We start from the raw sequence: 24,572 nt of genomic DNA on the forward strand, positions 1-24,572 counted from the left end.
GGGCGCGGCGCCGGGCGCGGCTCACGTGAAGACGTGGTGGTACGGCACGTTCCACTCGTTGGGCAGCCGCGGGTAGAAGGTGTTGATGACCGTCCCGGTGAAGTCCCCGCCCCAGTTGTGGGTGAGGCGCACTTCGCTGTCGCCCGTCACGGCGTGGTCCTTGAACCCGAGGATGGCGTCGGGGTGGGTGATCGGCACGAAGGTGATCCCGCCCCACGGCGTCACCGTGACGACCCAGAGCTGGGTGTCCTCGGGGGAGCCGTTCTTCCCGCGCCACAGGTCGCCGACCTTGTCGGGCAGGCCCACCTGGACGGTGTCGGCGGTGCTCTTCGGGGCCTCCTGATGGGCCGTGACGCGCCTGCGCCGCGGCTTCGGCAGGCCGTCGTCGCCGCGGCCGGCCTCGACTTCTCCCGGCTCGGCGGGCTTGGGGGTCACCTGGCCGGCGGCGCTCTCCAGGAAGTACAGCGGTCGCTGCCCGAAGAAGCCGCCGGGGGTGATGTACCAGAGGTGACCCTGCGCCTCCTTGGTGGCCGGGTCGAGCGCGGTGGCCAGCTCGACCCCCTTGTCGTGGCTCTCCTCCTTCAGATCGGCGGGCCGCAGATAGCCACCGTTGAAGGCGTGGACGAGCATGACCGGCCGGTTCTCGACCAACGCCGCCACGATGGCGTTGTCGTAGCTGTTCACCGCCACCGGGCCGCCGACCACCAAATTCGCCATCGCCGTGCGTTCCTGGGTGTACATCGCGGAAACCTCACCTGCTTCTGGATAGGGAGAACAACACGCCGGCCGCTCGAATCACCGGCCCCTCGCGCAGCGCCATCACAGGCCGATTCACCCTTGACCTCATCGGTCCAGGAAACGGGCGAGCGAACGGACGAGTGTCCTCGCCCGCGGTCGCGCTCGACTTCACGGCACCTGCGGGCAAGGAGGGCCGGACAGCGGCCGACCGCCGACTGGCAGCAACTGAACCTAGCGTGGATCGCCGCGAGTTGAGGATGGCCAGGGCACCCGGTTCACTCGATTGAGCAAGATTCCCGAAGTCGTCCCCCCGAGCAATGAGGCCACTGCTAGCTTCGGTCGTCGGAACGTGCGCGGACTTCCGTTTCCGCTTCACCTTTCCACTTCTCCTTTCCGCTTCATCTTCCACTTCACCGAGCGCGATTCGGCCGAAATCAGTCGAGGACGGGGAATGCCTTCCAACGCGTACAACCTGGAACGGGCCAAGCGCCAGCCGCTGACGAAAAGGAATCTACGAGAACTCAATATCGACCAGAATTGGCAGTCCATCCTGGACCACCCCAACCTGGTCTACGTCGACGACTACGGCGTGCGGCACAAGCCCGTCGGGTTCTCCTTGAACAAGTCGAGTTTCGGCGCCTTCCCGGGATCCGCGTTCAAACTGGGCTGGCTCGCCTACATGAACCTCGGGGAGCCGCTGATCGAGGAGCGGCGCAACGTCGACCAGCCCCCGCCGGACACCTTCTCCTCGCGCACCTACGCCAACCGCAGCGAGGCGTCCACGATGAACTTCACCGACGCGGTCGAGTTCACCGTGTCGAACGAGGTCAGCTGGACGCTCCAGGGGGAGGCCCAGCTCACCTTCGGCGGCAGCATCAGCGCGGAGCTCCAGCTCCAGCTCCAAAACCAGCTCCAGCTGGACCTCCAGACGCAGTTCGGGACGCAGCTCCAGAACGGAATGGAGAACAAGGTCCAGAACTCCGTCAGCAACGAGAACAGCAAGGACGACATCGGCTCGGACACCGTGAACGGCGCCGAGAACGCAGTGACCAACTCGGTGGCGAACTCCGCGTCGAACTCGGTGACGACCTCGGGGGCGTTCACGACCACGGGCAGCGCCACCGGCAGCGCGGAGCTCAACGCCCAGTTGATGCTGGGCATCACGGCCTCCGTCGGCGGGTCCCTGACCACCAGCTGGGCCTCGAAGTCCGAGATCTCCGGCACGGTGCCGCCGGGTTCCCGGGTGGAGACCATCGTCACGCAGCGACGCACCCGCAAGCAGTACTCGTACGAGATCCCGGTGACCTTCTCCGGGCTGCTCGCGGTGCAGTACGACGTCCCGGTGGCGGTGCTCTCTCCCCCGCAGCCGGGCGACTACCCCGGCCTCGACCATGTGGTCGCCCGGCCCCTCGGCGACATCGACCTGGCAGGCGGCAACGGCTTCCGTATGAAGGGGCTGGCCGAGGTCGTCTCCGCATTGGAGGTCCATCACACGATGTTCGACGGCGAGGGCCTCACCGGCAGCGAACGGGAGCTGCACAAGAAGCCGTGACCGGGCGGCCGGCACCGTCACGACGACCACGACGACCACGACGACCACGAGCAGGGAAACGACCATGGTGTTCGACAACATCTTCGGCTTCGCGGGCAAGGGCGCGGGGCTCTTCTCGGTGACCACCGACGGCACCAAGCCGCAGCCGGGTGCCGGCGTCGACTTCGAGGACGCCGACGACGACACGTACGACGACACGAGCGCGAGTCTGTTCAACAGCTCGATCCACGGGGCCAATTCGCGCGCGAAGGTCGTCCAGGAGCAGTCGCCCGAGGCGCGGGCCGTCCTGGGCTTCCTCGGCTCCTTCATCCAGGCCACCCAGACGTCGGCCGGCGCGCAGGCCCAGTACGCGGGCAATCCCGGCTCGGTGTCCCAGGCGGCCTCCGCCGGTATGCGGGAGTCGAGTTCGACGGTGACGGAGCACGACGGTCTCCAGAAGGACGAGGACCTGGAGAGCAGGCCGAAGAAGAGCGACTTCTCCAAGGCCCCCGAGGCGCCCAAGCCGACCGCGGAGAAGCCCACCGCCGAGAAGCCGGCCGCCGACAAGCCGACCGCCTCCGACGACAACCGCTAGCAGCCAGCCGGCAATGGTGAAGGGACGACGATGAGCACCGACCACGAGGCGACCACGGGGAACGCGGACCCCGCCCCTCCGATCAACACCTTCGCGGGAACCGGAGTCGCGGGCTTCAGCGGCGACAACGGGCCCGCCGTCGCGGCTCAGTTGCGCAACCCGTACGAGGTCGCGGTGGACGCCACCGGAACCCTCTACGTCTCCGAGTTCAACAACCACCGGATCCGGCGGATCACCCCCGACGGAAAGATCGCCACCATCGCCGGAACGGGCACCAAGGGCTTCAGCGGCGACTGCGGCCCGGCCCTCTCGGCCCAGTTGAACGTGCCCCGCGGGGTGGCGGTGGACGGCATGGGCACCGTCTACATCGCCGACTCCGAGAACCACCAGGTCCGCAAGGTCACCACCGACGGGCGGATCTGCACCGTCGCCGGTACCGGCACCAAGGGCTTCAGCGGCGACGGCGGCCCCGCCACCGCCGCCCAGCTGGACGGCCCGTACGGAGTGGCCGTGGACGGCCGGGGCACCCTCTACATCGCCGACCACAACAACCGCCGGATCCGCAAAGTCACGCCCGACGGAAGGATCAGCACGATCGCGGGGACCGGTACCGCAGGCTCAGCCGGAGACGGCGGACCGGCCGTCTCGGCCCAACTGCGCACCCCGAGGGGGCTGGAGGTGGGCCGCGCGGGCGACCTCTACATCGCCGACGAGGGCAGCCACCGCGTCCGCAGGATCACCGCCGACGGGAGGATCGACACGGTCGCCGGTACCGGCACCAAGGGCTTCAGCGGCGACGGCGGCCCCGCCACCGCCGCCCAGTTGGACGGCCCGTTCGGAGTGACGGTGGACAGCGCCGGCACCCTCTACATCGCCGAGTTCGGCAACCACCGGATCCGGCGGATCACCGCCGACGGGAAGATCGACACCATCGCCGGCACGGGATCCGCGGGCTTCGGCGGAGACGAAAGCCCCGCCACCGCCGCCCAGTTGAACAAGCCGATCGGAATCGCCGTCGACCGCGCCGGCGCCCTCTACATCGCCGACCACGCCAACCACCGGGTCCGCAGGATCGCACTGCCGAAGCGGGCCGGACTGCCCGACTCGGGCACGGTCGTCTCCTGGACCAATGTGCGCAGCCTGCTGCGGATGGCGGTGCGGCGCGAGTCCACCAAGGACGGGGCCGAGATCCACCAGTCGCTCGCCACCCCGCGGGGTCACCAGCGGTGGCGGCTGGTCGTGGCGGGCGAGGACGGCGGCGACACCCTGTACACGATCGAGAACGTACGCAGCGGCAAGGTCCTGGAGGTCACCGACGCGCACGAGACGGCCGGGGCGGTGGTGGCACAGCGCTCCTACGCGGGCGACGACGCGCACCACCAGCACTGGAGGCTGATCCCGGTGAGCTCCGCGACCGCTTCCCCGCCGGTGTACGAGATCGTGAACCGGAACAGCGGGCTGCTCCTGCGCGTCGACACCAACGCCCGCACGACGATCACCCAGCACCGGGCGGAGGGAGACCACCGGGACCGGCAGTGGCAACTGCTCTCCGAATGACGCGGGGAAGGCCGGGATGACCTCCGTCCCGTAGGCGTCGATCGTCCCCTCGCGGTCGTCGTGCATGGCGTAGAGGGCGAACTGGTCCACGCCGAGCTCGCGCAGTTGCCGCAGCTTCTCGACGTGTGCGCCCACCGGGCCGAGGAGGCAGAAGCGGTCGACGATCTCGTCCGGGACGAACTCGGTGTCGGGGTTTCCGGTGCGGCCGTGGTGGCTGTAGTCGTAGCCGTGACGGTTCTTGATGTACTCGGTCAGCTCGTCCGGGACCATACCGGAGTGCTCGCCGTACCGGGCGACCAGGTCGGCGACGTGGTTGCCGACCATGCCGCCGAACCAGCGGCACTGCTCGCGGGCGTGGGCCAGGGCCTCGGGCGAGTCGTCGGGGGTGACGTACGCCGGGGCGGCCACGCAGATGGCGACCGAGGCCGGGTCGCGGCCGGCGTCGGCGGCCGCCTGCCGGACCGCCTTGACCATCCACTCGGTCAGGAACGGGTCAGCGAGCTGGAGGATGAACCCGTCGGCCTTCTGTCCGGCGAGCGCGAGCGCCTTCGGCCCGTACGCCGCCATCCACATCGGCAGCTTGCCGTCCTTGACCCACGGCAGGCGGATCGGGTTGCCGTCCACCTCCGCCTCCCGCCCCTCGGCGAGGTCGCGGATGACGTCCATGGCCTCGCCGAGCCGGGCCAGGGTGTTCGGCTTGCGGCCGGCGACGCGCATCGCGGAGTCGCCGCGGCCGATGCCGCAGACGGTCCGGTTGCCGAACATGTCGTTGAGCGTGGCGAAGGTGGAGGCGGTGACCTCCCAGGTACGGGTGCCCGGGTTGGTCACCATGGGGCCGACGTGGAGCTTGGTGGTGTGCTCCAGGATCCGGCTGTAGATGACGAACGGTTCCTGCCACAGCACGGCGGAGTCGAAGGTCCAGCCGTAGCGGAAGCCGTTGCGTTCCGCGCGGCGCATCAGGCCGACGACCTGCGAGGCGGGCGGGTCGGTCTGCAGGACGAGTCCGAAGTCCACGGGGCGGCTCCTAGTCGAGGTACTGGCGGGTGGAGCGGGGGACGAGACCGCCGTGGCCGGGCCGGCCCGCGTACGTCCGCTGCTCGATGACGGGGTCGCCGCGCGAGAGGACGGTCTCCACCCGGCCGGTGGCCGTCTTCCCCTCGTACGCCGAGTAGAGCTTTCCACATGCGGCCATGCCGAACCTCGTACAACGACGCCTCGAACGCGAGTCGCGGGGGCACAATCCTGGACTTCTTCTCCGGGATTGGGAAGAGCGCCTCGATCTTCTTCCCTTGCGTACCGGTGAGTGGGAGGGGAGTGGGCCGTCCGCTCCTCTCGAACCGGGTCTCGAACGGGCACCGGCACTTCGCACAGAACCCGTCGCCGTGCTCGCGACTCGGACCTCGATACCGAGAAAACCGAGAAGGCCGAGAAGGCTGAGAAGGCTGAATAGGCCGAGAAAGTCTCGCTTCCCCTCCACCGAAGGCCGTCGAGTCGAAGACGGGCCCGGAGCGGCCAGGACCTCTCGGTCCGGCGAAACTCCCGCAGCACGCCGGGGTTCGAAGAGTGCACGGATCTCACCAAGATCTGCTGGGTTCGCACCCGTAGTTAGTACGGCCCGGGACTGAATGAGGCGGGGTGGAGCGGATCGACTGCTCCGCCCCGCTGCCCTGTACGGCCGGCCGTCACGGGAGGAGCACAGCGGCGAGCGCGCCGTGCTCCAATTCCGCGCGGGGCAGGGACAGTTCGAAGACGCGCTCCGCGAACCGGAGCATCCACAGCTCTTCGCCCGCCTCCCCCAGGACGGGCGAGCCGTCCGCCTCGAAGAAGTCCGCGTCACCCGCGAAGGGCGCCAGCCGCTCGGCCCTGGAGAAATCCACGTCCGTGGCGGGCACGCCCGGCTCGAAGTCGGCCACCACCAGACCGTCCACGGCGTGCAGGAAACGCGTCATCCCGATACCGCTGTTGACCAGCACGACCGCCTCGGTGCCCCTGGACACCTCGGCCAGCACGTCGGCTTCGGCTCCCTGGTCGCTCCAGTGCTCCAGGGAAAAGGCCCATCCCCGACTCGTGCCGAGGAGGGAGACCGGCCCCTCGTTCATCGCCAGCGAGAAGGCCTCCGGGCCGGTCACGCCCGGCTTCACGCCGACGGGGTCCGCCCCAAGGCGCCGCACCAGCTCGGGGACCGTGAGTTCCCGTACGAGCATCAGGCAGTACGTCTCGAACGCGTCCGGGATCCACTGCATTCCGTCGTCGGTCATCCGCCATCTCCGCCCTGGGGTCACCCGTGCACGTGCGCCGTGACCCTACCGGACAACCGCACGCACACGTGCGCGAAATGACGTCCCCGAGGCCGACCGGCCCGGCGACCGCGCTCCTGACCGGTCACAGGAACTGCGAGAGCCCTCGCGGGAGATACGTCCCGTGCCCAGCATGACCCACGTACCGGCCGGCTTCGATCACCGGAACTCCCCGCGAGAGGACGGTCCGGACCCTGCCCTTCACCGGCTTTCCTTCGTACGCCGAGTAGTCGACGTTCATGTGATGCGTCTTCGCGGACATCACCTGCTCCGCCTCCGGGTCGTAGATCACGATGTCCGCGTCCGCGCCCGGTGCGATGGTCCCCTTCTGCGGATACAGGCCGAACATCTTCGCCGGAGCCGCGCAGGCGATGTCGATCCAGCGGGTCCGGGAGACATGTCCGTCGACCACCGCCTGATGGAGGAGGTCCATGCGGTTCTCCACGCCGGGCATTCCATTGGGAATCCTGGAGAAGTCGCCGATCCCCATGTCCTTCTGCCCCTTGAAGCAGAACGGGCAATGGTCCGTGGACACCACCTGGAGGTCGTTCGTCCGCAGCCCTCTCCACAAGGCCGCTTGGTGCTCCTTCGGACGCAACGGCGTCGAGCAGACGTACTTGGCCCCCTCGAAGTCCGGCTCCGCCAGATTGTCGGTCGACAAAAACAGGTACTGCGGGCATGTCTCACCGAAGACCGGGAGGCCCTCGTCCCGCGCACGCGCCAGTTCGGCGACCGCCTCCTGGGCGGATACGTGGACGACATAGACCGGGGCGCCGGCGACCTGGCTCAGCCGGATGACCCGGTGGGTGGCTTCGGCCTCCAAAAGCGCCTTGCGCACTTCGCCGTGATAGCGAGGATCCCGCTCGCCACGAGCCAGTGCCTGCTCCACCAGGACATCGATGGCCAGACCGTTTTCGGCGTGGGTCATGATCAAGCCGCCGTTGTCGGCGGCGCGTTGCATGGCCCGGAGGATCTGACCGTCATCGGAGAGAAAGACTCCCGGATACGCGGTGAAGAGCTTGAACGAGCTCACACCGCCCTCGATGAGGGTGTCCATCTCCTTGAGCGAGGACTCGTTCACGTCGGACATGATCATGTGGAAGGCGTAGTCGACGGCGCACTGTCCGTCGGCCTTGTGCAGCCAGCTGTCGAATCCTTCGCGCAGCGACCCGCCCCTCGACTGAATGGCGAAGTCGATGATGGTCGTCGTTCCGCCCCACGCCGCGGCCCTGGTGCCCGTCTCGAACGAGTCGGAGGCCGTCGTGCCTCCGAAAGGCATCTCCATGTGAGTGTGAGCGTCCACGCCGCCCGGGATCACGTACATACCCGTGGCGTCCAGGACCCTGTCGGCGGTCCATCCGTGGCTGTCAGGAGTGGCGAGCGCGACGACCTTGCCCTGGTCGATCAGGACGTCGACATGCATTTCGTCGGAGGCGGTGACGACCAGGCCGCCGGTGATCAGGGTGCGTGCCACAGCATGACTCCGTTCGCGTCGGATACGGGTTGTCGTTCGTGGAGCGGCGGGCGCCGGCGCCCCGTCTTCGGGTGCGGGTACGGACCTGCCGTGGACCCGCCGCGTACCCGGACCCGTACCCGGACTCGGACCGGGGCGCGGGCGGGCGTTGCCGCGAGTGGATCAGGGCCGCTCCGGGCCCTGATCCGCCCCTTCCAGCGAACTAGAGCGCGTGCAGGGCCTGTTCGAGGATGGCCGCGCCCTCCTCCGCTTCGGCGACGGTGAGCGAGAGCGGCGGCGCGATGCGCAGGGTGCTGGTGTTGTGACCGCCGCCCTTGCCGATGAGGAGCCCGCTCTCGCGGGCGGCCTCCAGGACGGCGGAGGCGGCCTCGGGGTGGGCGAGATCGGTGCCCGGCCGGGTGAGTTCGACGCCGATCATCAGCCCGCGCCCGCGTACTTCCCGTACGGCCTCGACGCCCGCCGCCGCGGCCCGGACGCGTTCGATGAGCAGACCGCCGACGCGGCGGGCGTTGCCCTGGAGGTCGTGGTCGAGGAGGTAGCCGAGGTTGGCGAGGCCGGCGGCCATGGTGACGGGCGAACCGCCGAAGGTGGAGATGGAGTTGGCGTCGAGAGAATTCATGATCTCTTCGCGGGCGACGACGCCGCCGATGGACATGCCGTTGCCGATGCCCTTGGCGAAGGTGAGCATGTCGGGCGGCCCGGCCTGACCGTGAGCCTGCCAGCCCCAGAAGTTCTCACCGGTGCGGCCCCAGCCGGTCTGCACCTCGTCGGAGATCCACAGGATGCCGTGCCGGTCCAGGACTTGACGGAAGGCGGCGTACAGGCCGTCGGGCGGGGAGGTGAACCCGCCGACGCCCTGGATGGGTTCGGCGATGAGCGCGGCGACGTCGCGGGTGTGGCCGAGCAGGTCTTCCAGGTCGGCGACGCACGCCTCGATGAACCGCTCGTCGCTGTACTGGGCGTACGGGCCCCGGGTGCGGACCCCGCCGTGCACGTACAGGGTGTGCAGCGGGGAGAGGCCGGTGGGCGACCAGGAGCGGTTGCCGGTGATGCCCACGGTGGAGAAGGAGCGGCCGTGGTAGCTGTTGCGCATCGCCAGGAGCTGGCTGGAGCCTCGGTACGCGGTGGCCAGGAGCAGGGCGGTGTCGTTGGCCTCGGTGCCGGAGGTGGTGAAGAAGACCCGGGCGTCGGGGATGCCGGAGAGGGTGGCGATCCGTTCGGCCAGTTCCACCATGGGGCGGTTGAGGTAGAGGGTGGAGGAGTGGATGATCCGCCCGGCCTGTTCGGCGACGGCCTTGGTGACCTCGGGGAGGGCGTGGGCGGTCATGGTGGTGAGGATGCCGCCGAAGAAGTCGAGGTAGCGGTTGCCGTCGGCGTCCCAGACGTGGCGGCCCTCGCCGTGGGTGATCTCGATGGGCTCGCGGTAGTAGAGGGCGAGCCACTCGGGCAGGACGGCGCGGTGCCGGTCGTACAGACTGCTCACGGCTTCACCAGCCCGTCGTACGCGTCGGGGCGGCGGTCCCGGTAGAAGGCCCACTGCTGCCGGACCTGGTCGATGAGGCCGAAGTCGAGGTCGCGGACGACGAGTTCCTCCTCCTTGTCGGAGGCGACGTCGCCGACGAACTGACCGCGGGGGTCGACGAAGTAGCTGCTGCCGTAGAAGTCGTTGTCGCCGTACTCCTCCTGGCCGACCCGGTTGATGGCGGCGACGAAGTACTCGTTGGCGACGGCGGCGGCGGGCTGTTCGAGCTGCCAGAGGTAGCTGGACAGACCGCGCGAGGTGGCGGACGGGTTGTAGACCAACTGGGCTCCTTGCAGGCCGAGTTGCCGCCAGCCCTCCGGGAAGTGCCGGTCGTAGCAGATATAGACGCCGACCTTGCCGACGGCGGTGTCGAAGACGGGCCAGCCGGCGTTTCCGGGGCGGAAGTAGTACTTCTCCCAGAATCCCTTGACCTGCGGGATGTGGTGCTTGCGGTACTTGCCGAGGTAGCTGCCGTCGGCGTCGATGACGGCGGCGGTGTTGTAGTAGAAGCCGGAGTCCTCGATCTCGAAGACGGGGACGACGATCACCATCCCGGTCTCCCGGGCGAGGTCGCTCATCCGGCGCACCGTGGGGCCGTCGGGCACGGGCTCGGCCCAGCGGTAGTGCTCGGGTTCCTGCACCTGGCAGAAGTACGGGGCGTTGAACACCTCCTGGAACCCGATGACCTTCGCCCCCTGCCGGGCCGCCTCGCGGGCGTGTTCCTCATGCTTGGCGATCATGGATTCGGTGTCGCCGGTCCAGGTCGCCTGGACGAGCGCGGCGCGTACGACGTCGGTCATGAGCTGCTCCTTCGGCACGGCGTCAGAGAGCCTCTACGCACGTAGACGCGATGCGTAGGAGGAGAACGTAAGCCCCGTCACAGCCCGGAGCAAGACCACCACCGAGAAGCAGCGGAGTCGATCATGTTTCATACCCGAGTGGTCCACGCCGGACACGTAACGACACGTCCGGTGTATCCCGATCACGCTCGGCCCGCCCGTCCGCCACCCCTCCCGCCGCACCTCACCCCTCGGCTCGCGGACCCCGGGAGCCCGGCCCCCGGGGCTCTCGACTCTCAGGGCTGGGGCTCGGGGCTCGGGGCTCGGGGCTACGCCGGGGTCGGGTTGTCCGCGTGCGTCAGGGTCTCCCAGGCCACGAAGAGATCGTCGGTGCCGCCCGGCCGCAGACGCTCCGCCAGCTTCTCGGTCTCCGGCAGGGAGCGGTGCATCCGCCCCCGGAAGTGATTGAGGGCGACCTCGACGTCCGGGCCCATGGTGCGCTTGACCGCGCCGCCGCACAGCCAGCGCGGGGCGGCGGCCCCGAGCTGGTAGCGGGCGTGGAACTCCAGGGCGGCCGTCAGCCGGTCGGCCTCCTCCCGGTAGAGGTCGAGGCCCTGGTGCCAGGCGGTCTCGGCGATGTGGGCGGTGGCGGCCAGCGAGTAGCCGATGTGCATGAAGTTGCGGCAGGTCTCCTGCCCGAGCCCGTCCCGGTAGGTGCGCTGCCCGAACCAGTACGCGGCCAGCTGGTCGGCCGACTTGACGCTCCCGCCGGGCGGCGGCTTGGGCAGCGCCCCGTCGGAGGCCAGGTAGAAGTACGCGGGCACCCGGGCGCGGTAGCGCCGTACCGCGTCCTCGTAGAGCGTCCGGTCCTCCAGGAACACGGCCATGCTCATGGTGGCGTCGGTCATCGCCAGTTCCCAATTGCCGTTGTAGTCGGGGACCTTGGCGGTGACATCGGGCAGATACGCCTTGCGCAGCATCCACTTGAAGCGCTGCACCAGGGGGCCCGGCCACGCCGGGTATCCGGCGTGCACGATCTCGGCGGCGCGCGCCCAGGTGGAGCCCGACCAGGCGGTCTGGAGGTCGGCGTCGTCGCGTGTGTGCTCCTTCACCTGCTCCGACCAGGCGTCCATGATGGCGACGGCTCCGCGCGCGTACGCGGTGTCGCCGGAGACCGACCACATGAGGGCCTGGGTGTACGCGGCGATGGCGTCCTCGCGTTCGGCGACGCAGGCGTCGGTGCCGGCGTTGGAGGCGCAGGCGACGACCTTCGCGGGGTGCGGGGTGTAGTCGCGCGCCGCGTACTTGCTGGCGCTCATCTTCTCGTACGCCGACTTCCACGGCTCCTGACCGGCGGCGACGTGCTTGCGTACGGCGGCCAGCTGGGCCCCGCCGACCACCACGCCCGGGTGCCGGAAGTGCTGGGGGGCCGTCCCGGGCGGGGCGTCGCCCCGCGGCGTCCCGGCACCAAAACCGCAGCCGCCCGCGAGGGCGGCGGACAGCAGCACGGCGGCGAGGGCCGCGATCCGGCGGGCGGGCCGGGACGGCCGGTGGTTCTTCCGACGAGGTTTCACCCGTCCACGGTGGCGCCGGGCCCCCGGGCCCGCATCCGCTGCTAGGCCACCCGGTTCGGCGTACGGGGGCGCCGCCCGGGGCGGCCCCTGCCGGGGCCCCTGGGACCTGTCCGGCGGATCAGGCCTCAAAGGGAGGTTGTCCTTGTTCCAGGGCGTCTGGAGACACGCCCCGGGCGCCGGTCAATGCCTGAAGACCGGGAGGCACCCGGGGCCACCGTCCGACAGCCTGCGGAAGAACGCCAGGATGCCGGCGAGTCCCTTCGCCCAGGAAAGCGAGCGGTCGGCAGTGTCGGTGGGGGCGAACCAACGAGGGTGCGACAGCGGCCCGCCGCTCCGCAGCAGTACATGCGTGGCCAGGTCGAAGGCCGCGTCCCGATAGCGCTCGGACTGCTCCACAGCGGCCAGGTTCAGCAGGTAGTCGCCGACACCGGCCGCGCCGCAGCATTGGCCGAGCGAGCTCAGCAGCGGTATGCGGGCGACGCAGGCGTCGGCCGCCTCACGGGCGAGGCCGACAAGGGACTCGTCGTCCAGCACCATACCCGCGTGCAGCAGCGTCTGCCCGAGCCCGGGCAGACCGCGGCACCAGGACACGATCAGCGGTTCAGCCGACGGGTCCTTGGCCTGATCGATGAGGTTGCGGGTGCGTTCCGCGAGAGCGCGCACACGGTCCGCGGCGGCTTCACGGGCCCACGCGTCGCCGGTTTCCCCGGCCAGGCTCACCAGCAGCTCCACCACCCCGGCCAGACCGTGCGCGCGCCCGGCCGTGACATCGGCCTCGCCCGGCAGGGGAAGGGGGCCGAGCGGCTGCTGCGACAACACCGCCCGCGCGCAGCTCCGCGCCACCTCCAGATCCGCCGGATCGCCGTGAACACGGTGGAAGTACAGATGCCCCATGCCGACACCCGCGGTCCCGTCGTTCAGGTCGAACGTCTCACCGCTCCACTCCGGCGGCGGCAGACTCCGGCCATGCCACCCCGCGACGCTCATGCCGCTCCCGGCCGCTTCGGTGAGAAACATGTCCACTCCGGTCACACCGGAGAACAGAGCGGGTCGCAGGCTCATCCGCGAGGCGACGCGCGCGGTGAAAGCCGCCAGCTCCCGCACCGTCGACTCCACGGCCGGCCGCTGGCGATGGCGCAGCAGCTCCAGGCCGATGCCCGCACTGCCGGTGTAGACGCTCACGTCGTGGGCGGCCTGCGTGTCCTTCGCGGCCTGCAGCACCTTGTCCAGCTGACCGAGCAGATCACCCACCAGGTTGTCCGTCACCTCGGCGGCCAGTTCCGCGGTGACCACGGGTGCCGACGGCAGCGACAGGAGTGCCGGCCGACCACTGTCGCCCGAGGCGATCCGCCGTACCGCGGCGCGGGCCCGCTCCTCGTCACCGAGCAGGTCCGCGATGGCGGACATGGTCCCGGACGGCGCGTGGTACCGGGAAATCGTCTGAAGCGCGCGCAAACGCGGCAGCTCCGGATCATCACCCACACTGACCGGCTGCAGATTACTCGCCGCGAACAGCAAGGTCATGCCGAGGGCGAAGAGATCGTCGGTGTCGCGTGGCGGCTCGTCACGCCGCTGCCGCGCGGGCGCGTAACCCGGCGTCCACCCGGGCAGGTGCAGTCCTTCATGGAAGGAAAGACCGAAGTCGATGATGCCGGCGCCACCGTCGTCGCCGATCACAACGTTGGTGGAGGACAGATCCCGCATGACGACACCGCGCTCGTGCACCGCGACGAGAATACGAGCCAGTTCCTTCGCCAACCGCTCAAGACCGCGGCCTTGTGTGCCCGTGCCCGGCATGTACGGGCCGTTGCGCCGTACGTCTTCGGCAAGGGTGAGGGGGCCGCAGTCGCTGGTGATGAGGAACTCGTCGTCACCGTACTGGAAGTGGTCGATGAACCGCGGCACACCCGCGACTCCGTCGAGAACCCCAAGGACGCGACGCTCGTTGCGCAGCCGTACGCGGCTGTCGTTGTGGCCGGCGGCCTCGGCGACCAGGGCACGCGCCTGCTTGACGACCACACGACGGCCGCCCCGGCGTTCGTCGATCGCACGGTAGGTGTTGCCCTGGGCGGCCTCGCGAATCCCGACGACCAGACGGTAGCGTCCGTCGAGCAGGGTGGCGTCCCTGTCACGACCGGCGTCCGCGCCCGCGTCGGAGAACGGGTCCTCGACCCACGACGGCTGTTGGTAGCTGAGCCCGGCGAGCGTGTCGAACTCCTCGCCGGCGGGTCCGATGATCTTCGTCGCCGGGGCACCGGACGCGTGCGAACCGCGCCGGGCGGTGAAAGACCCGTACCGGTAATAGACCGGGGACTTCGCCAGCACTCTTCGATCGCTGAGGATTCGCGGCCCTTGATGCCCCCGCAGTTCCTCGGCGAGCCGCAACCCGAACTCACGAACCCGTCGCGGATCGGGATAGATGGTAAAAGCTTTCCCCACACTCGCCGGAGCCGTGTGACCGTCATTCAACGCGTGGAGCGCCCGCTGCGAGCACGCCAGCTTGAATGAACAGCCTTCGGCCGCCAAAAGCGGAAGCAGCCTTTCCACCAGCTCGGGAAAATCGGCCGCGCGCGAGGACACGTGCAGCTTCCATCCGTGTTCCGGCAACACCACTCCGTCTGGCCGGACGGCCAGCCAGACGGAGCCCTGTGTCACCGAACAGTCGGCGCCCACATACTTCCTGACGACCCGATTCACCCAGTCCGAAGAACCTGACTTTTCCATTCCCGCCTCTCCGGATCCGAGTGGACCGCGGTCCGCCTATGCCGCGCCGACCTGGAGAATCAGCAGGTGTAGGAGTAGCTCAGGTTGGTCGTCACCGGGCAGTCGGCCGAGTCGCTCTCCCAGCGGCTCTCGAACTCGACGGCCGGCTCCACCTCGGTGGAACCGGCAACGCGCGGGGTCATCTCCAGAAGAAGCGTGGACATGAAGAATCCTTTCTTCTTGACAGTGAGTTACTGAAACACTCCCCGACGGGAGGCCAGGTAGCCACCAAGAAAACCAGATGGGAGTCCTCTCGGCAATGGGTGTTCGATCTTCGATTTCGAGTTCGCTCAGGCATCGTCCGACGGTTCGCCGACGAAGCCGAAGCCAGACCGCCGCCACGGCGGACGGCAAGGCGCCGGAGTGTCTTCATAGCGGAGCCATTCAGACAATTCGGCAGCGCGGCCAGGCGCCGTGCCGGGCGTCACGGACCCGGCTGCCGTGATCCGCCGGGCACCGCTAGTGGGCGTCGGCCGCCGTGTCGTAGCTGTCGCGCGCCTCGGTGATCGCGTTCCCGTGCGCGCGGGCCCAGGAGCAGGCGGCGTCGAGGGGGTCGAGCAGGGAGCGGCCGAGCCCGGTGAGTGCGTACTCGACCCGGGGCGGGTGCTCGTCGTGGACGGTCCGGGAGACGAATCCGTCACGCTCCATGGCGCGCAGGGTCTCCGTGAGGACCTTCGGGGTGATCCAGTGCAGCGGGACGCGCAGCTCGGTGAAGCGGCGCGACCGGCCGTCCTCGAGGCAACGCAGCACGACGGCGGTCCACTTGCCCCCGATCACGACCGGACGGGCGACCCCGGAGCAGGCGGGGTCGTGGAACAGATCGCTCGGCAGCGGGCTCGCACCGCGGATGTCGGACTCGGTCACGCCTTCGAGCGTAGGGCCTGGCTCGGTATCGTTGAAGTAACCGTGCCCCTCCGTCCTACTGTCCCGGCATGACGACGAACACGAAGAACGACACGGCTGGTTCCCTTCTTGTCTTCGGCGCCGGCGGACGGGTCGGGCGGGCCGTGGTCGCGGAGGCGACGGCCCGCGGCCTCGGGGTGACGGCGGTGGTCCGCGACCCGGCGAAGTACCGGGATCTGCAAGGGAATTCGGTCCGGCTGGTCCAGGGCGACGTGACCGATCCCGACGCGGTGGCCGCCCTCGCCCCCGGTCACACGGCGGCGGTGAACGCGACCGTCCGGCTCGACGTCTCCTCGGTCGGTCACTACACGGCGGCGGCGCGGGCGCTGGTCGCGGGCCTGCCGAAGGGCGGGGTCGGCCGGCTGGTGGTCGTGGGCATCGCCACCACGCTGGAGACCGCGCCGGGGGTACGGGTGATGGACGTGCCCGAATTCCCTGAGGAGTACCGGGCGTTCTCGCAGGGGCACGTGGCGGAGTTCGAGCTGCTGGCGGCCGAGGCCGGACCGGAGCTGGACTGGCTGATGGTGGTGCCGCCGATGGATCTGAACCCCGGGGCGCCGGTGACGGGCGGCTACTGGTCGGCGGTGGGCACGGTTCTCGACGGCGCGGGGCGCATCGCCCACGCCGATCTGGCCCGCGCGATCGTGGACGAGGCCGTCGGGGCGCGTCACCACCGGGTGCAGCTGGCGGTGGCGTCCCGGGACTGAGGCCGGGGCGGTGCCGGTGCCGGTGCTGCCGGGGCGGCTTCGGAGTGGACGCCGGCTTCGGAGCGAGCCCGCCTCAGAGCGGACGGGCCTCAGCTCGGACGAGGGTTCGCGGCCCCTCGGCTACGGGACCGGGCCCACCCCAGGGCCCACAGGGTCAGTCCCACCAGGAGGGCGGCCCCGGCCGCGTACACCGGCAGCCACAAGGTCGTCGTGGCGGACAGACAGTCCGCGACGGCCGCATGCGCCTGGGTCTCCTGGGCGTAGGCCAGGGCACCACCGGCGCCGTGCGCCAGGCTCCCCAGCGCCGCCTCGGCCTCCAGCCGTGCGTAGGCGCCGACCGCCTCGCACCGGTCACGGGTGCCGGGCATCGGGAACAGCCAGGCCCAGCGCTGCATCATGGGCGCGAGGGCGAGCGCCACGCACAGGCCGACGACCAGCGAGAACGCCACCAGGTTCACGACGTACCCGGAGCGCAGGCCGGGCGCCCAGACCGGCAGCCGGAAGAAGGCGACGACGATCGCGAGCAGTGTCACCCCGATGTACAGGGCGAACCACTGCCAGGATCCCTGCGCGAGCGAGGCCGAGAGCACGGCGGCGAGGGCGATCCCGATGACTCCGGGCTGACCGGCCACTGCCTGGGTGCTCGCGGGGGCGGATGCCGGTGCCGGGGGTCGCTGACTGCGGCGGTCGTCCACGGTGCCTCCTGCCTGGTCCGGCTCCCAGCATCCGGGCACGCCGTACCGTCGGACCGGCGCCATGCCGGACCGACCGGAAGCCTGGCCCGGTTGGCGGGTGGCGGGTGGGCCCAGGCGGCGGGTGGCCCGAGATGGCTGCCCGGCCGTCACCGCCCGGCCGCCCCGCCTCCCCGCCGCCGTCAGGCCGCGGCGGCCTCCGGTCCCTCCGCGCCCTCCGCCGGGAGGACGCAGTGCTCCACCAGCACGTCCAAGGACAGATCGAGGACGCCGGCGAGAGCCGCGACGGTGAAGAAGGCCGGGGTCGGGGCCCGGCCGGTCTCGATCTTGCGGAGGGTCTCGGCGGAGAGTCCCGCCGCGGCGGCGATCTCGGCCATCGAGCGACGGCCGCGTGCCACGCGCAGCAGCAGGCCGAGCCGCTCGCCGCGTTCGCGCTCTTCGGGGGTCAGGGGGGTACGCACCATGCCACCCATTCTAATACCGGTATAGTAATTGGCATGATGGAGATCAAGACCGACGCGAATCTGAAGGCGATGCGCGAGGCCGGCCGGGTGGTCGCCCGCGTCCTGGAGGCCGTACGGGCCGAGGCGGCGCCCGGCGTTCCGCTCATCGAACTCGACGGCGTGGTACGGCGGATACTGACCGAGGCGGGGGCGACCTCGCCGTTCTTGAACTACCGGCCGGCCTGGGCACCGGTGCCCTACCCCGCCGCGGCCTGCCTGTCGGTGAACGACGCGATCGTGCACGGCGTACCGGACGACGCCCGGCTCGCCGACGGCGATCTGCTGAGCGTGGACTGCGGCGCGTCGCTGGACGGCTGGGTCGGGGACGCGGCGGTGAGCTTCACCGTCGGCCAGGCCCGGACCGAGGACACCCGGCTGATCGACACGGCGTACGAGGCGCTGGAGGCCGGTATCGCGGCGGCCGTGGTCGGCAACCGGATCGGCGACATCGGGCACGCGGTCGGCCGGGTCTGCCGGCGGGCCGGTTACGGCCTGCCGGACGGGCTCGGCGGCCACGGGGTCGGCCGCACGATGCACGAGGGCCCGGACGTCCCCAACGAGGGACGTCCGGGCCGGGGCGTGCCGCTGCGGCACGGGATGGTGATCGCGATCGAGCCGATGCTGACCGGCGGCGGCCACGACCACCACTACACGGGGCGCGACGGCTGGACCATCCGGACGATCGACGGTTCGCGCGCGGCGCATGTCGAGCACACCGTGGCGATCACGGACGACGGCCCGCGCGTCCTCACCGCACTCTGATCGCGCCGTTCGGATCGCTTCGGATCGCCGTTCGGATCGCTTGGGGTCGCTCTTCGGGTCGCTCTTCGCGTCGCTCTTCCGATCGCCCTTCGGGGCACCTCGCGGGGCTCCCGTCAGGGCGCCGGGTGGACGACCATCGCCGAGCCGCCGCCCCGCCGCACCGTCTCGGCCGCGGCCAGCCAGCGTCCGTCGGGCAGCCGCTGGACGCCGGTCGCGGCGCCGATCTCCGGGTTCTGCCGGAAGCCGTGCCCGAGCGCTTCGAGTTCGGCGCGCAACGGGCTGTTCCACAGGGCCGGTTCGAGTTCCGTGGTGGTCTGGTTGCGCTGGCTGGCACGCGGTGCGGCGATGGCGTCGACGAGGGGAAGCCCCCGGTCGAGAACGCCGGTGAGGGTCTGCAGGACGGTGGTGATGATGGTGGCGCCGCCCGGGGAGCCGAGCGCGAGCACCGGCCGTCCGCTCTTGTCGAGCACGATCGTCGGGGAGATCGAGGAGCGCGGGCGCTTGCCGGGGCCGGGCAGGTTGGGGTCGTGGACGGCGGGGTCGGCCGGGGTGAAGGAGAAGTCGGTCAGCTCGTTGTTGAGCAGGAAGCCGCGCCCGGGGACGGTGAGGGCGCTGCCGCCGGTGGACTCGATGGTGAGGGTGTAGGAGACGATGTCGCCCCACTTGTCGGCGACCGTGAGGTGGGTGGTGTTCTCGCCCTCGTACGTGGTGGGCGCGGCCTTCCCGCCGGTGGCGCAGGGGGCCGGGTGGCGCGGGTCGCCGGGAGCGAGCGGGCTGGTGAGCACGGCGTCGTCACGGATCAGACAGGCGCGCGCGTCGGCGAACCGCCGCGACAGCAGGCCCTGGACGGGTACGTCCTCGAAGGCCGGGTCGCCGACCCAGCGGCCCCGGTCGGCGAAGGCGATCCGGCTGGCCTCGATGAAGCGGTGCAGGTACCGGACGTCGGAGGCGCGTGAAAGGTCGGTCGTCCCAAGGATGTTGAGGGCTTCGCCGACGCTGGTGCCGCCGGAGGAGGACGGGGCCATGCCGTAGACGTCGAGGCCCCGATAGGAGACCTTGGTGGGCTTCCGGCGGATCGTCCCGTATCCGGCGAGGTCCTTCTCGGTCAGGTCGCCGGAGCGGACGACCCGGGTGGCGCCGGGGCGGACGGGCGGGTGCTGGACGGTGTTCACGATGTCGCGGGCGAGCGGGCCCTTGTAGAGCGCGCCGACGCCTTCGCGGCCGAGCTTGTCGTACGTACGGGCCAGGTCGGGGTTCTTGAAGGTGCTGCCCACGACCGGCAACTTCCCGCCGGGCAGGAAGAGTTCGGCGGTGGCCGGGAAGTCACGGAAGCGTCCCTCGTTGCCGGCGGTCTGGGAGCGGAAGGTGTCGTCGACGGTGAAGCCGTCGCGGGCGAGCCGCTCGGCCGGTTCGAGGAGCTTGCGCAGCGGCTTGCTGCCCCAACTGTCCAGCGCTGTCCGCCAGGTGGCCGGGGTGCCGGGGGTGCCGACGCTGCGCCCGCTGGTCATGCCCTCATCGAAGGGGATGGCCTTGCCGTTCTCCACGAAGAGGTTCGCGTCGGCGGAGGCGGGTGCGGTCTCGCGGCCGTCGATGGTGTGCACTGTACGGGACTTGGCGTCGTAGTAGACGAAGTAGCCACCGCCTCCGATACCGGCCGAGTACGGCTCGGTCACACCGAGGGCGGCGGCCACGGCGACGGCGGCGTCGACGGCGTTGCCGCCTTTGCGCAGCACCTCGACGCCGGCGGCGGAGGCGTCCGCGTCGACGCTGGCGACGGCTCCGCCCCAGCCGGTGGCGACGGGGACCTTGGCGGGTGGGCCGGCGGGCGCCGGGGCGGACGGGGGCGCCGCCGTGGCCGGTGCGACCAGGGCGGACGGGGCGGCTGCCGCCACGGAGAGGACCGTCGCGGCGACGGCGAGGAGTGATACGGAACGGGCGGTGGATCGGCGCTTCCGGGACATCGTGTGTACCTCCAGTCGACGACCGTCCGCGCAGCGTACTTCCGTTCCGGCCCGCCGTCAGGACCGCCGCCGCCCGGTCTCGTGTGTCACCCGCCTGGCCGCACCCGTGTGACACGGACCGAGGGTTGTCCGATGGGTCACGCCCCTGACCAAGGCCGGCCTGACAGCCCCTAGCATGCCGCCCATGAACGAAGACCTGCGCAATGTCGTGCTCGGGGTTCTGGCCACTGGCGTCAGTGGCTCGATCGGCTGGCTCGCCCGGATGTTTCTCCAGCGCCGCCGACTGGGCCGCAAACAGGCCTTCTTCGGGCTCCCGAGCCATTCCGAGTGCCTTCTCGTGGTCAACCGGGAGGCGGGCAGCGAGGGGGCGGTGCACCGGTACGACGTGTCGGCGCTGCTCGAACTCGCCGCGCTCGTCAAGGAATGCGGGGCGCACGCGCGGATCGTGCAGCACGATCTGGCCCAGATGGGCTTCGGGGACCGCACGGAGTTCTGCGTCGGCGGTCCCGGCTCCAACCGCCGGATGGCCGCGCATCTCGGCTCACTGATGCCGGGCCTGACGATGCGTACGTCCGCCGAACCCGCGGACAGGCGGGGCGAGATACACATCGGAACGGATCTCTACCGGATGGAGCGGGGCGTCACCGAGTACGTGCTGCTGGCCCGGCTCCGGGCCGGAGAGGGCGCACGACCGGTCTTCCTCTTCTGCGGGCAGCGGGCCATCGACAATCAGGCCGCCACGCGCTATCTGGCCCGGCACCACGAGCGGTTGACCCGCCGACACCGCGACGGCAGCTTCGTGCTGCTGCTGAAGGTGGTCAACTCGCAGGCGTACGGGCCCGATGTGGTCGAGTTGGTCGCGGACGTGACCCGGCAGGCGCTCACGCCTCCCGCGCCCGGCTCCCCCGCCGCGTCCGGGACGTCGACCGCGCCTGCGGGAACGTGACGCCGCCAGGCCGTGGACGGGGGCCGCGGCGAGCGCGGGCCGGCGGTCAGGCGCCCACCGCCGGAACGAGGTCGCCCGGCACCTCCCCCGTCCCCAGAAGGGCACCCAACTCGCCGAATGACGAGACCTCTTCGTCGATGTACGAGGTGAATGGACGTACGTCGTCGTCGGTGAAGACGTCACCGCGCATCAGGACCGTCCGCAGGCCGGCGATCTTGGCGGCGCGCAGCGCCAGCGGCGAGTCGTCCACGAGCGTCCACCGGTGCGGCCGGCTCTCGTTCTCGGTGGCCAGCAGGGCCGTGTAGGTGCCCGGGGCGGCCTTGGAGGTGTGCCCGAGGGGGACGTAGTCCCGGGGATCGAACAGTCCGTCCAGAAGGCTTCGGCGCGCGGTCCGCGCGTCCATCGTCGAGAAGACGCGCAGCCGCACCCCCCGCGCCCGTTGCCCGGCGCAGAACTCCTCCACGCCCTCGCTCAGCGCCATTTCGACGCCGTCGACCGTGAGGCTGGATCTCAGTATCCCGATCTCCTCGTCGAGATGCCGCTCGATGCCGATCCCCCTGAACAGCGCCCGCAGACTGTCGTGCTGGGGAAAGGCACTGATGGCCTTGAACTGCAGGGCGGTCGCCTCCACCGGGAGTTCCGTGTGGCGGTTGATCCCTTCGTGCAGGGCCCGCAGCAACAGCCCGGAGGCGTTCATGCTGAGGACGCCGTCGAAGTCGAGGAGCACGGTGTGCGGCGAGAGGACTGCGGAAGCCATGGGGTCGTTCCTTCGCGTGGGAGATACGGACCGGGGTGAGAACTCCGAGAGCGTACGCAGTGCATCCCCACCGCTGCCGCATGCCCAGCCACCGGGCCACCGGTATGCCGAGAAGCACGGGCCCGGCGCCATCGAACTCGCCACCCCACGAACGGCCCGGCAGTGCTCACGCCCCACCGGCCCCGCCCCCGCGGCACGCCGTCACTCCCGCCACGCCACCCGCACCGGCAGGGACTTCACACCGTTGATGAAGTTGGACACCAGACGCCGGGGCGGTCCGGCGAGCTCCAGGCCGCTCCATGACCGCCTCATCTCCTCGTGCAGCACCCCGAGTTGGAGCCGTGCGAAGTGTGCGCCAAGGCACACATGCGGGCCGTCACCGAAGGAGACGTGCGGATTGGGCGTGCGGGTGAGGTCGAGCCGGTGGGGGTCGTGGAAGGCCCGCTCGTCATAGTTGGCGGAGGCGTGGAAGACGACGACCTTGTCCCCGGCGGAGATCGGCACCCCGGACAGCTCGGTGTCCCGGGTCGCGGTCCGCCGGAAGGACAGCACGGGCGGGTGGAAGCGCAGCAGTTCGTCGACGGCCGGGTTCGGTTCGATCTCCCCGCCCCACCAGGCACGGGCCTCGGCGGGGTGCCCGGCGAGGGCGAGCAGTCCGCCGGGGGCGGCGCTGCGCACGGTGTCGTTTCCGGCGACGGTGAGCAGGAAGAAGAACATCTCCAGTTCGGCGTCGCGCAGTTCGGAGGCGGCGAGGGCGCTGATGATGTCGTCGGCGGGGTGGGCCCGCTTGTGGGCGGCGAGTTCGCGCGCGTAGTCGAACATCTCGGCGAGCATGGCGGGCGATCTCGGGTTCACCGGCCGGCCTTCGGCGTCGAGCACGGGCGGCTCGTCCGGGTCCTGGTAGGCGATGACCCGCTCGGTCCAGGCGAGGAGCAGGCCCCGGTCGCTCGCGGGCACGCCGAGCAGATCGGTGAGGTTGAGCAGCGCGTAGTCGTCGGTGACGGCGCGGACGACATCGAACTCGCGGCCTTGCTCCCCTCCCGATTCCCGTGCCTGGAGCAGCAGTTCACGGGCGCGCTGCCGTGCGGTCACGGCGAAGCGGTCGATCCGCGCGGGGGTGAAGGCGCGGCTGACGAGTCTGCGGAGCCGGCCGTGGTGCGGCGGGTCCTGGTTGAGCATCATCCGGCGGATGAACGGCAGATCGGCCGGATCGGGGTCACGGATCTGGGTCGCGCCGAGGTATGAGGAGAAGTCGGCCGCGTCCTTCAGGACCCGGACGACGTCGGCGTGCCGGGTCACGGCCCAGAAGCCCGGCCCGGCGGGCCAGCCGAGGACCTCGCGCTCGCTCTGCCGGGCGACCGGGTAGTGGTCGCGCAGGGCGCGGAAGCGGTCGTGCGGGATTCCCCCGGCGTAGATCCGAGGGTCGAAGACATCGGGAACCCCGGGGAATCCGGGGGTGTCCGGGGCGGTGGGAATGCGGCTGGGTTCGGTGCTGCGATGCCGGTCGGCGGTGTGCTCCACGGAAGACAGGCTGGTACCCGGACTCCCCCGAGGCAATCACTACCCGTGCGTAACCCGTCGATCTTGACCCGCCCATGACCCCCCGATGAGGATCGGGATCAAGGCGGCCACCCGGCGGCCTCACCAGGTGCCCCGGGTGCCCGTCGGCAGCGGCTGAGTAAGATCACCACCCCGGTTGGGGCAGGCGAGCGCCCGCCCGCCTGCCCGGTTTCGGAAGGATGGACCATGCGCCGACTCCTCGTGTGCGCGCCGCTCTTGCTGCTCACCGTCGGCTGCGGGGCCGTGTTCCCGTCCGCCGAGGACAAGGCGGCGGACGCGGCGCGGGACGTGGCCGTGGCGGCGGGCAAGGAGCTCTACGGCCCGCGTCCGCGCACGGCGGAGGAGGTCGGACGCTCCGCTTCCGGCATGGACGGGGTGGAGGTCCTCCGGGTGTCGGGCACCTCGACGCGGGACACGGACGGCGTCGAGGTGATCCTGCGTACCTCCGGCACCGCGAACGACGAGTGGAGCCAGCCCGAGCAGGTGACCCTGCGGCGCTGTTTCGCGGTGCGAGTGTCGCCGAAGACGGAGTGGGGCGAGGTTCCGCGCGGCGTCGACTGCCCGGACGGTCCTCCCCTGGCCTTCGCCCCGCCCCCCGCGCCGCCCCGGCTGCCGGATGACCAGGAGCTCGAGGCCGCGCTCCCCCGCGTGCCGAAGGACGGCCGGGCCGACGAGGCCGAGGTGCGCCGCGCGCTCGCCACCTTGCACCTGGATCCGGCGGTCCACACCGAAGTGGCGGAGGAGAACGGCCAGGTCGGCGTCGACTTGTCGGTCGACGGCAACCACTACGACCCGCAGGAGTGCGTGCTCGCCCGGGTCGCCCCCGGCACCACCGAGGTGTGGGTGCCGGCCCGTATCCAGCGGATGTACGGCGAGGGCGGCTGCTCGGCCCATAGCGCCCTGCACCCGGCGCCGCCGCCGCACTGACCGGGCGTCGCACCGCCCCGCAGC

21 protein-coding genes and 2 pseudogenes are annotated in these 24,572 nt (G+C 70.6%); 7 read left to right on the plus strand and 16 right to left on the minus strand.

Annotated elements, in window-relative coordinates; genetic code table 11:
• Nucleotides 1-21 precede the first annotated feature (21 nt).
• Entirely contained in the window at nt 22-741 is a 720-nt protein-coding gene (locus ACGFRB_RS21655) for a hypothetical protein (RefSeq protein WP_363006112.1), read from the minus strand.
• 448 nt (nt 742-1,189) lie between these two features.
• On the opposite strand from ACGFRB_RS21655, the gene ACGFRB_RS21660 reads away from it, so the two are divergent.
• The 3 genes from ACGFRB_RS21660 to ACGFRB_RS21670 all read left to right on the plus strand — a co-directional run bounded on the left by ACGFRB_RS21660 (nt 1,190) and on the right by ACGFRB_RS21670 (nt 4,421).
• A complete protein-coding gene (locus ACGFRB_RS21660; RefSeq protein ID WP_393245047.1) occupies nt 1,190-2,290 on the plus strand; it encodes a hypothetical protein in 1,101 nt (366 codons plus the stop codon).
• 64 nt (nt 2,291-2,354) lie between these two features.
• A complete protein-coding gene (locus tag ACGFRB_RS21665) occupies nt 2,355-2,864 on the plus strand; it encodes a hypothetical protein (protein ID WP_393245048.1) in 510 nt (169 codons plus the stop codon).
• 30 nt (nt 2,865-2,894) lie between these two features.
• Complete coding sequence (locus ACGFRB_RS21670; protein ID WP_393245050.1) at nt 2,895-4,421, plus strand: RICIN domain-containing protein; 1,527 nt, start codon at nt 2,895-2,897, stop codon at nt 4,419-4,421.
• A gap of 9 nt (nt 4,422-4,430) precedes the next feature.
• Here ACGFRB_RS21670 and ACGFRB_RS21675 read toward each other — a convergent pair.
• From ACGFRB_RS21675 to ACGFRB_RS21720, 10 genes and pseudogenes are all read right to left on the minus strand, one after another.
• Nucleotides 4,431-5,435: pseudogene (locus ACGFRB_RS21675) on the minus strand (TIGR03842 family LLM class F420-dependent oxidoreductase); the annotation flags it as partial.
• A 10-nt stretch (nt 5,436-5,445) separates the two neighbouring features.
• Nucleotides 5,446-5,592, minus strand: a pseudogene (locus ACGFRB_RS21680) (dihydropyrimidinase); the annotation flags it as partial.
• A 511-nt stretch (nt 5,593-6,103) separates the two neighbouring features.
• Nucleotides 6,104-6,679, minus strand: a complete 576-nt coding sequence (locus ACGFRB_RS21685; protein ID WP_393245052.1) for a DUF6461 domain-containing protein — start codon at nt 6,677-6,679, stop codon at nt 6,104-6,106.
• Nucleotides 6,680-6,803: 124 nt separating this feature from the next.
• Nucleotides 6,804-8,192 carry a dihydropyrimidinase gene (gene hydA / locus ACGFRB_RS21690; protein WP_393245054.1) on the minus strand — a complete coding sequence of 463 codons (1,389 nt, stop codon included), beginning with the start codon at nt 8,190-8,192 and terminating at the stop codon, nt 6,804-6,806.
• A 202-nt stretch (nt 8,193-8,394) separates the two neighbouring features.
• On the minus strand, nt 8,395-9,675 hold the full coding sequence (locus tag ACGFRB_RS21695) for an aspartate aminotransferase family protein (RefSeq protein ID WP_393245056.1): 1,281 nt from the start codon (nt 9,673-9,675) through the stop codon (nt 8,395-8,397).
• A complete protein-coding gene (locus ACGFRB_RS21700) occupies nt 9,672-10,514 on the minus strand; it encodes a nitrilase-related carbon-nitrogen hydrolase (protein ID WP_393245058.1) in 843 nt (280 codons plus the stop codon). The genes ACGFRB_RS21695 and ACGFRB_RS21700 overlap by 4 nt, the downstream gene beginning before the upstream one ends.
• A gap of 308 nt (nt 10,515-10,822) precedes the next feature.
• On the minus strand, nt 10,823-12,067 hold the full coding sequence (locus ACGFRB_RS21705; protein ID WP_393245060.1) for an alginate lyase family protein: 1,245 nt from the start codon (nt 12,065-12,067) through the stop codon (nt 10,823-10,825).
• A gap of 180 nt (nt 12,068-12,247) precedes the next feature.
• Nucleotides 12,248-14,791 (minus strand): class IV lanthionine synthetase LanL, encoded by a 2,544-nt coding sequence (gene lanL, locus ACGFRB_RS21710; protein ID WP_393245062.1) that lies wholly within the window; start codon nt 14,789-14,791, stop codon nt 12,248-12,250.
• 59 nt (nt 14,792-14,850) lie between these two features.
• Entirely contained in the window at nt 14,851-14,994 is a 144-nt protein-coding gene (locus ACGFRB_RS21715) for a hypothetical protein (protein WP_393245064.1), read from the minus strand.
• 295 nt (nt 14,995-15,289) lie between these two features.
• Entirely contained in the window at nt 15,290-15,694 is a 405-nt protein-coding gene (locus ACGFRB_RS21720; protein ID WP_363006091.1) for a helix-turn-helix domain-containing protein, read from the minus strand.
• 68 nt (nt 15,695-15,762) lie between these two features.
• Here ACGFRB_RS21720 and ACGFRB_RS21725 point away from each other — a divergent pair, with 68 nt between their 5' ends.
• On the plus strand, nt 15,763-16,440 hold the full coding sequence (locus ACGFRB_RS21725) for an NAD(P)-dependent oxidoreductase (RefSeq protein ID WP_393245066.1): 678 nt from the start codon (nt 15,763-15,765) through the stop codon (nt 16,438-16,440).
• A gap of 89 nt (nt 16,441-16,529) precedes the next feature.
• Here the strand turns inward: ACGFRB_RS21725 and ACGFRB_RS21730 are convergent, their stop codons facing one another.
• Both ACGFRB_RS21730 and ACGFRB_RS21735 read right to left on the minus strand, forming a co-directional pair.
• On the minus strand, nt 16,530-17,135 hold the full coding sequence (locus ACGFRB_RS21730) for a hypothetical protein (protein ID WP_393245068.1): 606 nt from the start codon (nt 17,133-17,135) through the stop codon (nt 16,530-16,532).
• A gap of 179 nt (nt 17,136-17,314) precedes the next feature.
• Nucleotides 17,315-17,596: a helix-turn-helix transcriptional regulator gene (locus ACGFRB_RS21735; RefSeq protein ID WP_361235747.1), complete on the minus strand. Its 282-nt coding sequence runs from the start codon at nt 17,594-17,596 to the stop codon at nt 17,315-17,317.
• Nucleotides 17,597-17,629: 33 nt separating this feature from the next.
• Between ACGFRB_RS21735 and map the strand changes: the two genes are divergently transcribed.
• Nucleotides 17,630-18,397 carry a type I methionyl aminopeptidase gene (gene map, locus ACGFRB_RS21740; RefSeq protein ID WP_393245070.1) on the plus strand — a complete coding sequence of 256 codons (768 nt, stop codon included), beginning with the start codon at nt 17,630-17,632 and terminating at the stop codon, nt 18,395-18,397.
• 113 nt (nt 18,398-18,510) lie between these two features.
• Here map and ggt read toward each other — a convergent pair whose 3' ends face one another.
• Entirely contained in the window at nt 18,511-20,358 is a 1,848-nt protein-coding gene (gene ggt, locus ACGFRB_RS21745; RefSeq protein WP_393245072.1) for a gamma-glutamyltransferase, read from the minus strand.
• A gap of 184 nt (nt 20,359-20,542) precedes the next feature.
• Between ggt and ACGFRB_RS21750 the strand changes: the two genes are divergently transcribed.
• A complete protein-coding gene (locus ACGFRB_RS21750) occupies nt 20,543-21,304 on the plus strand; it encodes a hypothetical protein (protein ID WP_393245074.1) in 762 nt (253 codons plus the stop codon).
• A 46-nt stretch (nt 21,305-21,350) separates the two neighbouring features.
• Here ACGFRB_RS21750 and ACGFRB_RS21755 read toward each other — a convergent pair whose 3' ends face one another.
• The gene (locus ACGFRB_RS21755; RefSeq protein ID WP_393245075.1) at nt 21,351-22,061 is read right to left on the minus strand and encodes an HAD family hydrolase; all 711 of its coding nucleotides are present in this window, start codon (nt 22,059-22,061) and stop codon (nt 21,351-21,353) included.
• A gap of 201 nt (nt 22,062-22,262) precedes the next feature.
• Nucleotides 22,263-23,537 carry a cytochrome P450 gene (locus tag ACGFRB_RS21760; protein WP_393245290.1) on the minus strand — a complete coding sequence of 425 codons (1,275 nt, stop codon included), beginning with the start codon at nt 23,535-23,537 and terminating at the stop codon, nt 22,263-22,265.
• 270 nt (nt 23,538-23,807) lie between these two features.
• Here ACGFRB_RS21760 and ACGFRB_RS21765 point away from each other — a divergent pair, with 270 nt between their 5' ends.
• Entirely contained in the window at nt 23,808-24,548 is a 741-nt protein-coding gene (locus ACGFRB_RS21765) for a translation initiation factor IF-2 (protein WP_393245077.1), read from the plus strand.
• The last annotated feature ends 24 nt before the right edge of the window (nt 24,549-24,572 follow it).

It is taken from the genome of Streptomyces sp. NPDC048718 (genome assembly GCF_043198875.1).
Lineage (GTDB): Bacteria > Actinomycetota > Actinomycetes > Streptomycetales > Streptomycetaceae > Streptomyces.

Excerpts from the sequence above, each read along its gene's own strand:
- ACGFRB_RS21670 (WP_393245050.1), top strand. The coding sequence starts at position 2,895 with ATGAGCACCGACCACGAGGCGACCACGGGGAACGCGGACCCCGCCCCT.
- ACGFRB_RS21655 (WP_363006112.1), bottom strand. The coding sequence starts at position 741 with ATGTACACCCAGGAACGCACGGCGATGGCGAATTTGGTGGTCGGCGGC.
- ACGFRB_RS21750 (WP_393245074.1), top strand. The coding sequence starts at position 20,543 with ATGAACGAAGACCTGCGCAATGTCGTGCTCGGGGTTCTGGCCACTGGC.
- ggt (WP_393245072.1), bottom strand. The coding sequence starts at position 20,358 with ATGTCCCGGAAGCGCCGATCCACCGCCCGTTCCGTATCACTCCTCGCC.
- ACGFRB_RS21660 (WP_393245047.1), top strand. The coding sequence starts at position 1,190 with ATGCCTTCCAACGCGTACAACCTGGAACGGGCCAAGCGCCAGCCGCTG.
- ACGFRB_RS21700 (WP_393245058.1), bottom strand. The coding sequence starts at position 10,514 with ATGACCGACGTCGTACGCGCCGCGCTCGTCCAGGCGACCTGGACCGGC.
- ACGFRB_RS21755 (WP_393245075.1), bottom strand. The coding sequence starts at position 22,061 with ATGGCTTCCGCAGTCCTCTCGCCGCACACCGTGCTCCTCGACTTCGAC.
- ACGFRB_RS21685 (WP_393245052.1), bottom strand. The coding sequence starts at position 6,679 with ATGACCGACGACGGAATGCAGTGGATCCCGGACGCGTTCGAGACGTAC.
- ACGFRB_RS21715 (WP_393245064.1), bottom strand. The coding sequence starts at position 14,994 with ATGTCCACGCTTCTTCTGGAGATGACCCCGCGCGTTGCCGGTTCCACC.
- ACGFRB_RS21725 (WP_393245066.1), top strand. The coding sequence starts at position 15,763 with ATGACGACGAACACGAAGAACGACACGGCTGGTTCCCTTCTTGTCTTC.
- ACGFRB_RS21765 (WP_393245077.1), top strand. The coding sequence starts at position 23,808 with ATGCGCCGACTCCTCGTGTGCGCGCCGCTCTTGCTGCTCACCGTCGGC.
- ACGFRB_RS21735 (WP_361235747.1), bottom strand. The coding sequence starts at position 17,596 with ATGGTGCGTACCCCCCTGACCCCCGAAGAGCGCGAACGCGGCGAGCGG.
- map (WP_393245070.1), top strand. The coding sequence starts at position 17,630 with ATGATGGAGATCAAGACCGACGCGAATCTGAAGGCGATGCGCGAGGCC.
- lanL (WP_393245062.1), bottom strand. The coding sequence starts at position 14,791 with ATGGAAAAGTCAGGTTCTTCGGACTGGGTGAATCGGGTCGTCAGGAAG.
- ACGFRB_RS21665 (WP_393245048.1), top strand. The coding sequence starts at position 2,355 with ATGGTGTTCGACAACATCTTCGGCTTCGCGGGCAAGGGCGCGGGGCTC.